Here is a 13609-nt window from a genome sequence, read left to right as displayed (position 1 = left end):
GACGCCGCTTATTTGATAGAATCGCCCCCTCTTTGAATCGGCAGTGCCATTGCAACTTTTCCGGAATTCACCAACGATGAAAATGCTTAACCTGTTTAGCCGCGTCGCCGCATTGGGCATCCTGTTAGCGATCGCCATTCCCGCCCAGGCAGATGACCTGCAAGACGCCAACAAACTGTTCAAGCAGGGGCAGAACGCCCAGGCGCTGGAGAAGGTCAACGCCTTCCTCGCCACCAAGCCCAAGGATGCCCAGGGGCGATTCCTCAAGGGCCTGATCTTCGCCGAGCAAGGCAACACCGCCGACGCCATCACCGTCTTCAACGGCCTCACCGAAGACTATCCCGAACTGCCCGAACCCTATAACAACCTGGCCGTGCTCTATGCCGGCCAGGGCCAGTACGAAAAGGCCAAGAACGAGCTGGAAATGGCGATCCGCACGCACCCGAGCTACGCCACCGCGCACGAGAACCTGGGCGACATCTACGCCAAGATGGCCAGCCAGGCCTATGACCGCGCGTTGCAGCTGGACAAGGGCAACACCAACACACAGACCAAGCTGGCGCTGATCCGCGAACTGTTCAGCAAGAACGCACGCACCTCCGCCAAACCGGCCGTGATCGCAGCGGCCGATCCGGCACCGGCCACCGTCCCTGCTGCCGCGGTTTCTGCGCCGGTCGCCGTACCTGCCAGCGCGGTGACCGTCGCGCCGGCCGCAGCGACTCCGGCAGCCTCGCAGGTGGCCGCAAAACCGGCGGTGGCAACCGCAGTGGCCAGCGCCGATCCGGGCGCGGACGTGCTGAAAGCAACCAGGGACTGGGCCACCGCCTGGTCAGCCAAGAACAGCAAGAAATACCTGGCCTTCTACGCCAGGGAATTCAAGGTGCCGGGCGGCGAAAGCCGCAGTGCATGGGAAGCACAGCGCAAAGCGCGCATCGCCGCCCCCAAGACCATCCATGTCGAAGTGCATGACGCCAAGGTCAAGATGGCAGACGACAGCCATGCCAGCGTCAGCTTCAGGCAGACCTATCGCGCCAGCCACCTGAACGTCACCTCCAGCAAGACGCTGAGCTGGGTGAAGTCGGATGGCGCATGGCTGATTGCAGAAGAACGTTCCGGCAAGTGAACATGCCCAGCCGTTTGCTTCCGCTCCTGCTGCTCTGCTTTGCCGCACCCGCCCTGGCTGGGGAGTCGGTGTCGCGCGAACTGGAGCAGGGATTGGCCAAGAGCCTGCAGGCCGTAGGCGAGAACCACCTCGATGTGGCGCTGAACGAAGTCGATTCGCTGCTCAAGATCAATCCCAATTTCAAGCTGGCGCAACTGGTCAAGGGCGACCTGCTGCTGGCGCGCGCCAAACCGATCAGCGGCTTCGGCGATGCCCCGAACGCACCGCGCGACCGCATCCAGGACCTGCGCGAGGAAGCCGAGGCCAGGCTGCAACGCGTACAGCAGCAGCAGCCCATCGCCGTGCCCAAGTACCTGTGGCAGCTTTCACCCAGGCAGCGTTACGCAGTGGTGGTGGATACCGGCAAGTCCACGCTGTACCTGTTCGAGAACGTGAATGGCGAACCGCGCTATGTGTCCGATTTTTACATCAGCGTGGGCAAGAAAGGCGCGGACAAGGTCTCCGAGGGCGACCAGAAGACGCCGCTCGGCGTGTATTTCGTCAACGGCCGCCTGACCAAGGACAAGCTCACCGATTTCTACGGCCCCGTCGCCTACCCGCTCAGCTACCCCAACGAATGGGACAAGCGCGAAGGCCGCGACGGGCACGGCATCTGGCTGCACGGCACCCCCAGCGACACTTTCAGCCGCCCGCCGCGCGCCAGCAACGGCTGCGTGGTGCTGGCCAACAACGACCTCAACGAGATCGGCAGCCATCTGCAGATCGGCATCACGCCGGTGATCATCGCCAGCAAGATCGACTGGAGCAACGAGGCGGACCGCGCGGATCGCGCTTCCCTGCTAAAGGAAATCGAGCAATGGCGCAACGACTGGGCCAGCCGCGACACCGAAGCCTACCTCGCGCACTACGCGCATGACTTCTCCGCCGGCAACATGAACCTTGCCGCATTCGCGCAACAAAAACGCCTGGTCAATTCCGGCAAGACCTGGATCAAGGTCAGGCTGTCGGACGTCAGCATCTTCCCCTACCCCAGCCAGCCGGATCTGGTGGTGGTGAACTTCGAGCAGGATTACGACAGCAACAACCTTTCCAACCACATGAACAAGCGCCAGTACTGGATGAAACGCAACGGACGCTGGCAAATCGTCTACGAAGGAGCCGCCTGAAATGAACCTGATTCGCATCGCACTCGCATTCCTGCTGGCCGGACTGTGCGTCCTGCCGGCCCAAGCCGCATCTACACCCGCAACCAAAGGAAAAATGAAAATGGTAAAACTGCATACCAACAAAGGCGACATCACCCTGCAACTCGACGCGGAGAAGGCCCCCGTCACCGTCCAGAACTTCCTCGACTACGTGAACAGCGGCTTCTACAGCAACACCATCTTCCATCGCGTGATCCCCAACTTCATGATCCAGGGCGGGGGTTTCGAGCCGGGCCTGATCCAGAAAAAAACCAATGCTCCGATCAAGAACGAGGCAGCGAACGGCCTGAAGAACGACATCTACACCATCGCCATGGCGCGCACCGGAGATCCGCATTCCGCCACCGCACAGTTCTTTATCAACACCAAGAACAACAGCTTCCTCGACTATCCCGGCCAGGACGGCTGGGGCTACTGCGTATTCGGCAAGGTGGTCGCGGGACAGGAAGTGGTCGATGCGATCGGCAAGGTGAAGACCGGCAGCAGCGGCTTCTATCAGGACGTGCCGAAAGAGGACGTCATCATCACCAAGGCGGAAGTCATCCAGTAATCACAAACGGCGCCTCGGCGCCGTTTTGCTTTATGCCGCACAGCCTGTTCATTTCCGACCTGCACCTGAGCCACGACCATCCGCACAGCACGGAGATGTTCCTGCGTTTCGCCGCCGATATCGCACCGGCAGCCGAAGCGCTCTACATCCTGGGCGACCTGTTCGAATACTGGGCCGGCGACGACGACGCGGACGACCCGTTCCATCTGCGCATCACCGGCATGCTGCGCCAGCTGGATGCGCAGGGCACGCGCATCTACATCATGCACGGCAATCGCGATTTCCTGATGGACGAGGAACTCGGTGCCGCCTGCCATGCCACGCTGCTCGACGACCCAACGCTGCTCGACCTGTACGGCACCCCCACCCTGCTCACCCACGGCGATGCCTTGTGTACCGACGACATTGAGTATCAGCGCTTCCGCAGCCTGGTGCGCAGCAGCGATTGGCAGGGGCAATTTCTCGCGCAACCGCTGGCCAGGCGCAAGGCCCAGATCGAACAGTTGCGGATGCAAAGCAGGGACGAGAAAAAGCTCAAGGCGATGGACATCATGGATGTGAACGTGGCGGCAGTAGACGACCTGCTGCGCCAATACCATTACCCGCGCCTCATCCACGGCCACACCCATCGTCCGGCAAAACACCTGCACCATCCGGACGGCCACACCTGCGAACGCTGGGTACTGGGCGACTGGGACAGCGGCAAGGCAGCCATCCTGCGTTGCGATGCGAACGGAATCGAGTGGCTGCAGGTGTGAACCTGCGCTTTACAGGAATCGATCCAGCAAGCGCCGGCTGTGGCGATCCAGGGCGCCGGTATCCCGGATCATGAACGACATCCCGTATCCGTCGGTGATCAGCAGCGTCGCATTTGCGAGGCGGCGGATGTGATCCTCTGCCTTGAGCAACAGTTCGGTATCGCCGCGATTGGTCGACACCTGCCATTTGCTCGGAGTGGCAAAGCTGGAAACCTGCCTGATATGGGTGATTTCCGGCATGAACTCGCGCAAGGCGAGTTCGTCTTCGATCAGCTGGCGCAAGGATCCGGGCAAGTCGATTGACCGACTTATCCATCGCAACTCGTGCCCATCCTCGCCGAGCAATGAAACGCCCTCTTCCGGCGCGCTGATGGGAAAGGCTCGCACCGGAAAAACTCCCTCGTGAATATCGCCTTCCGCACCGGTGAGCACGAGGCGCCCGGCGGCATTTCTGGTCAGGTTGAAATTCGGGCCGTTCGTCATGCAACTGCCTCCTTGATATCGTCCGGAGCCAAGGCGTTCTGGTCATCCAGGTCGGTGTCGACGTTGCGTGCCTGCGCCTGGTACAGCCGGAAGTAGGCGCCTTCCTTGCGCATCAGTTCCTCGTGGTTGCCTACTTCGACGATCTCGCCGCGATCCAGCACCACAAGGCGGTCTGCCTTGCGCAGTGTGGACAGCCGGTGCGCGATCGCGATCGTGGTGCGACCGAGCACCAGGTTGTCCAGTGCTTTCTGGATCTCCTTCTCGGTCTCGGTATCGACCGAAGCCGTGGCTTCGTCGAGGATCAGGATGCGCGGATCGATCAGCAGGGCACGCGCGATGGAGATGCGCTGGCGCTCGCCGCCCGACAGGCCCTGCCCGCGTTCGCCCACCAGCGAATCGTAACCGTGCGGCAGGCGCAGGATGAATTCATGCGCATGGGCAGCCCGTGCCGCGGCGATGATCTCCTCGCGCGTCGCATCCGGTTTGCCGTAGGCGATGTTCTCTGCGATCGAGCCGAAGAACAGGAACGGCTCCTGCAGTACGAGGCCGATATTGCTGCGGTATTCGGCGATCGGCAGCGAGCGGATGTTGATGCCGTCGAGGCTGATGGAGCCTTCGCTGACGTCGTAGAAACGGCATAGCAGGTTGACCAGCGTGCTCTTGCCGGAGCCGCTGTGTCCAACCAGGCCGATCATCTCGCCCGGCGCAATGGTCAGGTTGAAATTCCGGATGACGGCGCGATTGCCATAACGGAAGCCGGCGTCGCGGATATCGATGCGCCCCTCGATGCGCTCCAGATGCTGCGGCCTGGCGGGTTCGGGCACGCTGGAGACGCGATCGAGGATGTCGAAGATGCGCTTCGCGCCGGAAGCGGTCTTTTGCGTCACCGAGACGATACGGCTCATCGAATCGAGCCGGGTATAGAAACGGCTGATGTAAGCCAGGAAGGCGGTCAGCACGCCCACGCTGATGCGGTTGTGCGTGACCTGCCAGATGCCGAAAGCCCATACCACCAGCAGCCCGATCTCGGTGAGCAGCGTCACGCTGGGGGAAAACAGCGCCCAGATCCGGTTGATGCGGTCGTTGACGGCCAGGTTGTGCTGGTTCACCTGGCGAAAGCGATCCGATTCGCGTTTCTCCTGGGCAAAGGCCTTGACCACGCGGATGCCGGGAATGGTGTCGGCCAGGATGTTGCTGACCTGCGACCAGACGCGGTCGACCTTTTCGAAGCCGGTACTGAGCTTGTGCCGGACTTGATGGATCATCCACACGATCAGCGGCAACGGCAGCAACGTGACCAGCGCCAGCCACGGATCGATGGTGAACAGGATCACCGCCGTCATCAGGATCATCAGAACGTCGGTGGCGAAATCCAGGAGGTGCAGCGACAGGAACAGGCAGATGCGGTCCGATTCGGAACCGATGCGCGCCATCAGGTCGCCGGTGCGCTTGCCGCCGAAGTACTCCAGCGAGAGGTGCAGCAGGTGATCGTAGGTGATCGTGCGCAGGTCGGTGCCGATGCGTTCGCTGACCAGGGCGAGGATGTAGGTCTTGGCCCATCCCAGCGCCCATGCCAGCAAGGCCGAGAGCAGCAGTCCGCCGAGCAGCAGTTCCACCATGTCGACATTGATGGCTTTGCCGTTCTCATAGGGAATCAGCACATCGTCCATCAAGGGCATGGACAAGTAGGGGGGAACCAGCGTGGCGGCGGTCGAAGCCAGCATCAGCAGGAACCCTGCCAGCAGTTGCCAGCGGTAGGGCCGGGCAAAACGCCACAAGCGCAGCAACACCCAGCTCGATGGCGGTGCTTCCGCTTCGATGTTGCAGTATGCGCATTCCTCCTGATCCGGCGCCAGCGGAGCCAGGCACTGCGGACACAGCCGGGGTTGCGCCACATCGGCGGGACGGCCACCGAGCATACCGTTGAGCGCCTGCTCGAACTGGCGGACGAAACGCGTCGCATCGGCGCCATGCGCCATGGTATAGCGCCAGCACGCCAGCCGCGTCCCGCCGGCAAACAACCCGATGCTGCCGACACCGGCATGGTCGTATTGCCTCAGGGTCTGCCCTGCCGCCAACCGGTATTCGCTGCACTCCTGGGTCGCCGATGCCAACGCAAGTACCCGCCGGTCGGTAAGCAGCAGCAGGCCCTTGCTGAAGTTCAGCCGGTCGTCCAGGTCGATCTCGAACCAGGCATGAATCCGCTCCTGATCGGCCAGACGCGTTTGCAGCGCCTGGTGCCATGCATCGGGAATCGGACTGCCGGAAGAAAGGGGAAAAATGGTAGAGACGTCCACAGGGTTTGAAGTTTACTACAGGCGCCATCTTGGATAAACCGCAAACCCTCTGTAAACTGGATACCTTTTTGAATGCATTGCCCTATGGCGCTCCGAGTCGCGCTTGCGGCCAATCCAAGTTCGCCCGGGAAGTTCGATGGAGTTTCTTAAAATTTTGCCGCTGCGCGGCCCGAACATCTGGACCTACCGTCCCGTTCTGGAAGTCTGGCTGGATATCGGCGATCTGGAAGACTCGCCGTCCAACACCATTCCCGGCTACTACGAACGCCTGTCGGCCTGGCTGCCTTCGCTGATCGAGCACCGCTGCAGCATCGGTGAGCGCGGCGGTTTCCTGCAGCGGCTGCGCGAAGGCACCTGGCCCGGACATATCCTCGAACACGTCACCATCGAATTGCAGAACCTGGCCGGCATGCAGAGCGGTTTCGGCAAGGCACGCGGCACCTCGGTGCGCGGCATCTACAAGGTTGTCGTACGTTCGCGCAACGAACAGGTAACGCACGCCGCCCTGCATGCCGCCCGCGACCTGATCCTGGCTGCGATGCAGGACAAGCCGTTCGACGTGGCGGGGGCGGTCGCCCAACTGCACGAGATGGTGGATTCCCTGTGCCTGGGGCCCAGCACCGCGTGCATCGTGGAGGCGGCCACCGACCGCGGCATACCTTCGATACGCCTGAACGACGGCAATCTGGTGCAATTCGGCCACGGCGTGCACCAGCGCAGGATCTGGACCGCGGAGACCGACCAGACCAGCGCCATCGCCGAGGGCATCTCGCGCGACAAGGACCTGTCCAAGAGCCTGCTGAGCGCCTGCGGCGTGCCGGTGCCGGAAGGCCGCATCGTGGACAGCCCGGCGGATGCCTGGGAAGCCGCCGAGGAGATCGGTGTGCCGGTAGTGGTCAAACCGAGCGACGCGAACCACGGGCGCGGCGTCTCCGCCGAATTGACGACGCGCGAAGAAATCGAGGCCGCCTTCCATCTCGCCGATGCGGAAGGCAGCGAGGTGATGGTCGAACGATTCATCCGCGGCAACGAGCATCGCCTGCTGGTGGTGGGCGGCCGCCTGGCGGCGGCAGCGCGCGGAGAATCGGTATCGCTGGTGGCGGATGGACACTCGACCATAAGGCAACTCATCGATACCCAGATCAACACCGATCCGCGGCGCGGACCGAGCGAAGAGTTTCCGCTCGACCTGATCATGCTGGATGAGGACGCGGCGATCCGGTTCGAGCTTGAACGGCAGGGCTACACTGCCGACTCGGTCCCGCCGCAAGGCAAGCGGGTGCTGGTTCAGCGCAACGGCAACGTATCTATCGACGTGACCGACGCGGTCCATCCGGAAGTGGCGGCAACGGTCGCCCTGGCGGCGCGGGTCATCGGCCTGGACATCGCCGGCGTCGACCTGGTGGCGGAGGATATCTCCCGCCCGCTCGCCGAACAGGGCGGCGCCGTCGTCGAGATCAATGCCGGCCCCGGCCTGCTCATGCATCTCAAGCCGGCCGAGGGGCAGCCGCGCCCGGTCGGCAAGGCGATCATCGACAATCTGTTCGCGGAAGGCAGGAATGGACGCATCCCGGTGGTCGGCATCAGCGGCACCAATGGCAAGAGCCTGACCGCCCGCATGCTGGCAAGGTTGCTGCATCTGCGCGGCAGCCATGCCGGCCTCGCCTGCGCCGACGGCCTGTATTTCGCACAACGCCTGATCGACCAGCACGACGCCGCCAACTGGGCCAGCGCGCAAAAGGTATTGCTCAATCGCAGCGTGGAAGTCGCGGTGATCGAGAACGGCAGCGATACCATCTTGACCGAGGGGCTGGGCTACGATCGATGCCAGATCGGCATCGTCACCAATATCGATGCCGCACGGCATTTCGGCAAGTACTACATCGAGACCCCGGAGCAGGTATGCAATGTGTTCCGCACTCAGGTCGACGTGGTTCTGCCGGAAGGTGTCGCCGTGCTGAACGCCGCCGATCCGCTGGTCGCGCCGCTGGCCGAATACTGCGATGGCGAAGTGATCTTCTTCTCGCGCACTGGCGAGACCGAATTGATCGCCAGCCACTTGCGGCAAGGCGGCCGGGCGGTGCTGGTCAAGGCAGGCCATATCGTCTGCATCGCGGGCATGGACGAATCCGAAGCGATCGGGCTGGCACAGGTACCGGTGCTGGCGAACATGCCCGACCCGCAGCAACTGGACAGCGTACTGGCCACAGTCGCGGCGGCCTGGGCGCTGGCCGTGCCGGTGGAACTCATCCGCGGCGGCCTGGCGACGTACACACCTTAGGATCGCCAACGGCCATGATCAATGCAAAGGGTATCGTCTGATGGAAGTGTCTCGCATCCGCGCGCTACGCGGCCCGAATTTGTGGAGCCGGCACACCGCCATCGAGGCCATCGTCCACTGCGACGAGGTGGAGCAGGATATCGCCCGGATAGACGGCTACGAAAAACGCCTGCGCGCCCTGTTTCCCGAGATCGCCTTCCTGCAAGTGGCAGGCCGCAAGGAAGCGGTCCCGTTGGCCCGCGCCCTGGAACTGGCCGCATTGGATTTGCAGGCGCAAGCCGGTTGCCCGGTCACCTTCAGCCGAACCACGGCCACCTTCGAAAAAGGCGTCTATCAGGTAGTGGTCGAATACAGCCAGGAAAAGGTCGGACGCAGGGCTTTCGAATTGGCGCAGCAGTTGTGCAACGCCGCATTGCATAACGCCGACTTCGACCTGGCTGCCGCCCTGGCCGAATTGCGCGAACTGGACGTGGATGAACGCCTCGGCCCCAGCACCGGCGCGATCGTCGAAGCGGCCATCGCACGCGGCATTCCCTTCCGCCGCCTGACTCGCGGCAGCCTGGTGCAGTTCGGCTGGGGCAGCAAGCAACGCCGCATCCAGGCTGCCGAAACGGATCGCAGCAGCGCCATTGCGGAATCGATCGCCCAGGACAAGGACCTGACCAAGAAACTGCTCGATGCGGTCGGCGCTCCCGTGCCCGGCGGCCGCCCGGTGTCCAGTGCGGAGGATGCCTGGGCAGCCTTGTGCGAAATCGGCGCGCCGGTGGTGGTCAAGCCGCAGGACGGCAACCAGGGCAAGGGCGTCACCGCCAATGTTGTCACGCGCGAGCAATTGAACATCGCCTACCATGCGGCGAACGAGATCAGTTCGGAGATACTGGTTGAACGCTATATCCCCGGCTACGATTTCCGCCTGCTGGTGGTGGGCAACCAGGTCGTGGCTGCTGCGCGCCGCGACCCGCCGATGGTCGTGGGCGATGGCGTGCATACCGTGCGCGAATTGATCGACCAGGTGAACAGCGACCCGCGCCGCGGCGATGGGCACGCCACCTCGCTGACCCGGATCCATATCGACGAGATCGCGCTGGCAAGGCTGGGTGCACAGGGCTACAACACCGACTCCATCCCGAAGAAAGGCGTGCGCGTCGTGCTGCGCAACAATGCCAATCTCAGCACCGGCGGCTCGGCCACCGACGTCACCGACGACGTGCATCCGGATCTGGCCGCCAGCGCAGTCGCCGCGGCGCAGATGATCGGCCTGGACATCTGCGGTGTCGACGTGGTGTGCAACAGCGTGCTCAAACCGCTGCAGGAACAGGAAGGCGGCATCGTCGAGGTGAATGCCGCCCCCGGCCTGCGCATGCACCTGCAACCCTCGTTCGGCAAGGGCCGTGCGGTGGGCGAAGCGATCATCGCCATGATGTTCCCGCAAGGCGAGACTGGCCGCATCCCGCTGGTGACCGTGGCTGGCACCAACGGCAAGACCACTACGGTGCGGCTGATTGCACACTTCCTGGGGCGCAAGGGCTTGCGCGTCGGCATGACCAATTCCGACGGTGTGTACATCGACGGCAAACGCATCGATACCGGCGATTGCAGCGGCCCGAAGAGCGCGCGCAACGTGCTGCTGCATCCCGACGTCGACGCGGCCGTGCTGGAAACCGCGCGCGGCGGCGTATTGCGCGAGGGACTGGCGTTCGATGCCTGCGATGTCGCGGTGGTCACCAACATCGGCATGGGCGATCACCTGGGCCTCAACTACATCAGCACCGTCGAAGACCTCGCCGTGGTCAAGCGCGTGGTCGTGCAGAACGTCGCGCCGCATGGCACCGCTGTACTCAATGCCGCCGACCCGATGTGCGTGCAGATGGCGAATGTGTGCCCCGGCAGCGTGACGTTCTTCGCCCACGACCGGCATCACCCGGTCATTGCCATGCACAGGGCACGCGGCCAGCGCGTGGTCCACGTCCACGACGGCCATATCGTCGCTGCCCAGAATACCGAAGAACACCGCTTCCCGCTCTCCGGCATCCCCCTGACACGCAACGGCACGATCGGCTTCCAGGTGGAGAACGCGATGGCCGCGGTGGCGGCGGCCTGGGCAGCGAAGGTGGAGTGGGAAACGATACGCGCCGGCCTGGCCTCGTTCGTCAACGATGCGCAAACCGCTCCCGGCAGATTCAACTTCTTCGATTATCGGGGCGCCAGCGTCATCGCCGACTACGGCCACAATCCGGATGCGATCCTCGCGCTGGTACCCGCCATCGAGAGCATTCCGGCCAACAAACGCGTGGCGGTGATCAGCGGCGCCGGCGACCGCCGCGATGTCGACATCATCCGCCAGACCGAGATCCTGGGCGATGTGTTCGACGAGATCGTCCTGTATCAGGACCAGTGTCAGCGCGGCCGCGCAGACGGAGAGGTACTGGCGTTGCTGCGCCGCGGACTGGTTCATGCCCAACGGGCCAGGCTGGTGGACGAGATCACGGGAGAGTTTCTGGCGATCGATACCGCCCTGTCGCGCCTGCAACCGGGCGACCTCTGCCTGATCCTGATCGATCAGGTCGACGAGGCGCTTGTTCATATCGCCAGGAGAGTAGCAGAAGCCTGACCGACAGCATCATGTCCATGCGGCATCCGGGGAAACCTGCGGAGCGACCGGATTCCGATCCGGCAAGCCGTCAAACCGTCAAACCGCAACGACAGTCAAACGAGATGCCCCCAGGGGTCTCCCGTATCAATCTCGGGCATCAAGGTGGCGTGATGCTCATGCAGCCGTATCAATGCAGTCAGCACATGCAACGGGAAGCCCTGGCGCCCCCCGCGTTCGTCAAGGATGACCCTGCTGAGGTAATTCTGCAATGCGACCGCGCCCCACATCTGCGAAATCTTTGCACCGATGTTCGGGAAATGCTGCTGGACCAGCGAAAGATCGGATGCCAGATCGGCCGGCAATACTGGCGGACTGGGTGCTTTGGGCGCGACGATCTTGATAGCCATAATAACCTTCCTCTTCATCTGACTGGAAACAGAAACCGGCGCACGGGCGCCTTTCGTCATGAGGAGATGCATGGGAAATTACGACATCATCTGGCGGCCCGGCCATTCTCCCGCATGAACCGCCATGAATCTAGCACCAAGAGCGATATCAGGGTATATGCCAAAAGATATAGTCCGGGGTATATACCCTCGCCGCCCCGCAGCGGACGGCATGCAGATCAAGCGACTCCGGTCTCAAGCTTCAGCCGTGATGTCCGACTTGCGCCTGCGCTTGTTGGCGTACATGCGCTCGTCGGCAATGCGCATGAGATTGTCTTTGGCCGGGTTCTCGTGCACATGGACCGACCCGAAGCTGGCACCGGCGAACTCGAACCCTTCGCGGCGCAATTCGCCCATCGTGGCCTCCATGATGGCGTCGATGGCGAAGAGATCGCCGTTCCGGCAGGTGATGGCAAATTCGTCACCGCCCAGGCGATGCAGGTTGGCATGCTTGGGCAACCGCCCATCGAGCACGTGGGCAAAGCGTCGCAACAGCTCGTCACCGCGCTCATGCCCGAAACGATCATTGTAATACTTCAGGCCATCGAGATCGATGAAGGTCAGGCTGCCTTGCAGCGGCAACTGTTCCAGTTCGTTTTCCAGCACATAGCGGTTGGGCAAACCGGTCAGTGTATCGGTACGCGCGATCTGCTGGCTACGATGGAGCCGTTGCAAGGCATCCTCCTTTTCGCGGTGGAGCCGGGCAAACTGCTGCGCCAGCACCAGTGCCAGCAATAGCGCCTCCACGGTGACCGCTGTCAGGCCGAGGTGCTCCATGTAGATGGTATAAACGTCCTGCAGCCTGCTCATGGAGATCGAGACCGCACCCAGCGCAAAGAAGGCGAGTATGGCAACCAGATACATTCGGGCCAGGGGATGCCCCTGCCGTGCCCGCACAATGCCGGCAACCAGACCATAGCTGAGGAACAGTCCAACGCCATAGCGATCGAGCTCCAGCGACCAGTTCGGCGCCAGCATTGCCAGCACGATGAATGCTCCCAGCAGATACAGCAGTCCTCTGCCCGCCCGATACAGGAAGGGGTTGGAATCGCGCCCGATGTTCAGCAGGGCGATGACGAACACGACATAGGCGCAATTCGAAAACAGGATGGGCAGGCTGATCAGGTAGAACCAGTGCAGGCCGAACAGATCCGGATACACCAGCAGTGCGGTACCGTTGTAGAACAGGTTGCCCAGGATGAACAAGGCATACATGCCTTCCACGGCACTATGGCGAGCCAGTGCCAGTATCGCGTAATAGATCCCCAGTCCCAGCAAGACACCCAGACTGGTGAGTACCAGCGCATTGCCCAGTTTTATGCTTTGCTGGTAATGCGGCAGGTCGTCGAGATAGGGTTGCGGCTGCGCAAGGAAGAAGGGCGAGGAGAGTTCGCTGACCAGCCTGTACCGGCCGGGCGGCAATTGCAGAACCCGGCCGTGACGCAACAGGAAAGGATTGTTTGCCGTGCTTTGGATGCCCCCTTCTGCCACCGCAACCTGCCTGCCCGCGCTGTCGAATATCCAGTGATGGAACCGGCCGATGACGCTGGAATTCTTGAAATCCAGCACGAGGGGCTCGCCGGCCTGGATCTCGAAATCCGCCCGATAGATGAAGCGTCCGCCGGTATGCGCAACTTCGCTCACCGCCGAGAGGGAAACTTCATCGGGCCGGGATTCGCCGTGATAGCTCCAATGCTCAGGTTCCTGGAACCAGCTTCCATCGAGTCTCTGCGGGTAGGCCTGGCATGCGGTCGATGTTGCCACAACAGCAAACAGCACCAAGCCGAGTGGCGCTGCGAAGCTGAAAATGGAACGTGCAAGTCTCAAAAACATCCGGGCTTTATGCGTACCGCAAACCATCCTTGCGGCGGTC

General features: G+C 62.5%; 10 protein-coding genes. 6 read left to right on the top strand and 4 right to left on the bottom strand.

Annotation, left to right across the window (positions count from 1 at the left end; all coding sequences use genetic code 11):
• Window positions 1-76 precede the first annotated feature (76 nt).
• From L6418_RS02995 to L6418_RS02980, 4 genes are all read left to right on the top strand, one after another.
• Entirely contained in the window at window positions 77-1123 is a 1047-nt protein-coding gene (locus L6418_RS02995) for a tetratricopeptide repeat protein (RefSeq protein WP_237248000.1), read from the top strand.
• A gap of 2 nt (window positions 1124-1125) precedes the next feature.
• Window positions 1126-2289, top strand: coding sequence for a L,D-transpeptidase family protein (locus tag L6418_RS02990; protein WP_237247999.1), 1164 nt, complete (start codon window positions 1126-1128; stop codon window positions 2287-2289).
• Window positions 2290-2389: 100 nt separating this feature from the next.
• Window positions 2390-2878: a peptidylprolyl isomerase gene (locus tag L6418_RS02985; RefSeq protein WP_237248694.1), complete on the top strand. Its 489-nt coding sequence runs from the start codon at window positions 2390-2392 to the stop codon at window positions 2876-2878.
• A gap of 32 nt (window positions 2879-2910) precedes the next feature.
• Window positions 2911-3636 carry a UDP-2,3-diacylglucosamine diphosphatase gene (locus L6418_RS02980; RefSeq protein WP_237247998.1) on the top strand — a complete coding sequence of 242 codons (726 nt, stop codon included), beginning with the start codon at window positions 2911-2913 and terminating at the stop codon, window positions 3634-3636.
• A gap of 9 nt (window positions 3637-3645) precedes the next feature.
• Here the strand turns inward: L6418_RS02980 and L6418_RS02975 are convergent, their stop codons facing one another.
• Window positions 3646-4119 (bottom strand): DUF1854 domain-containing protein, encoded by a 474-nt coding sequence (locus L6418_RS02975; RefSeq protein WP_237247997.1) that lies wholly within the window; start codon window positions 4117-4119, stop codon window positions 3646-3648.
• Entirely contained in the window at window positions 4116-6416 is a 2301-nt protein-coding gene (locus tag L6418_RS02970; protein ID WP_237247996.1) for an ABC transporter ATP-binding protein, read from the bottom strand. Before L6418_RS02970 ends, L6418_RS02975 begins: the two co-directional genes overlap by 4 nt.
• Before the next feature lie 136 nt (window positions 6417-6552).
• Here L6418_RS02970 and cphA (L6418_RS02965) point away from each other — a divergent pair, with 136 nt between their 5' ends.
• Both cphA (L6418_RS02965) and cphA (L6418_RS02960) read left to right on the top strand, forming a co-directional pair.
• The gene (cphA, locus tag L6418_RS02965; RefSeq protein ID WP_237247995.1) at window positions 6553-8697 is read left to right on the top strand and encodes a cyanophycin synthetase; all 2145 of its coding nucleotides are present in this window, start codon (window positions 6553-6555) and stop codon (window positions 8695-8697) included.
• Between the two features lie 40 nt (window positions 8698-8737).
• A complete protein-coding gene (gene cphA / locus L6418_RS02960; RefSeq protein ID WP_237247994.1) occupies window positions 8738-11308 on the top strand; it encodes a cyanophycin synthetase in 2571 nt (856 codons plus the stop codon).
• A 95-nt stretch (window positions 11309-11403) separates the two neighbouring features.
• Here the strand turns inward: cphA (L6418_RS02960) and L6418_RS02955 are convergent, their stop codons facing one another.
• On the bottom strand, window positions 11404-11697 hold the full coding sequence (locus tag L6418_RS02955; protein ID WP_237247993.1) for a hypothetical protein: 294 nt from the start codon (window positions 11695-11697) through the stop codon (window positions 11404-11406).
• A gap of 234 nt (window positions 11698-11931) precedes the next feature.
• Window positions 11932-13500: a diguanylate cyclase gene (locus tag L6418_RS02950; RefSeq protein ID WP_237247992.1), complete on the bottom strand. Its 1569-nt coding sequence runs from the start codon at window positions 13498-13500 to the stop codon at window positions 11932-11934.
• Window positions 13501-13609 lie beyond the last annotated feature (109 nt).

The sequence above is a fragment of the Sideroxyarcus emersonii genome (assembly GCF_021654335.1).
Lineage (GTDB): Bacteria > Pseudomonadota > Gammaproteobacteria > Burkholderiales > Gallionellaceae > Sideroxyarcus > Sideroxyarcus emersonii.
Note: the sequence above shows the minus strand (reverse complement) of the source record. Positions and strands in the feature narration are given on the sequence as shown.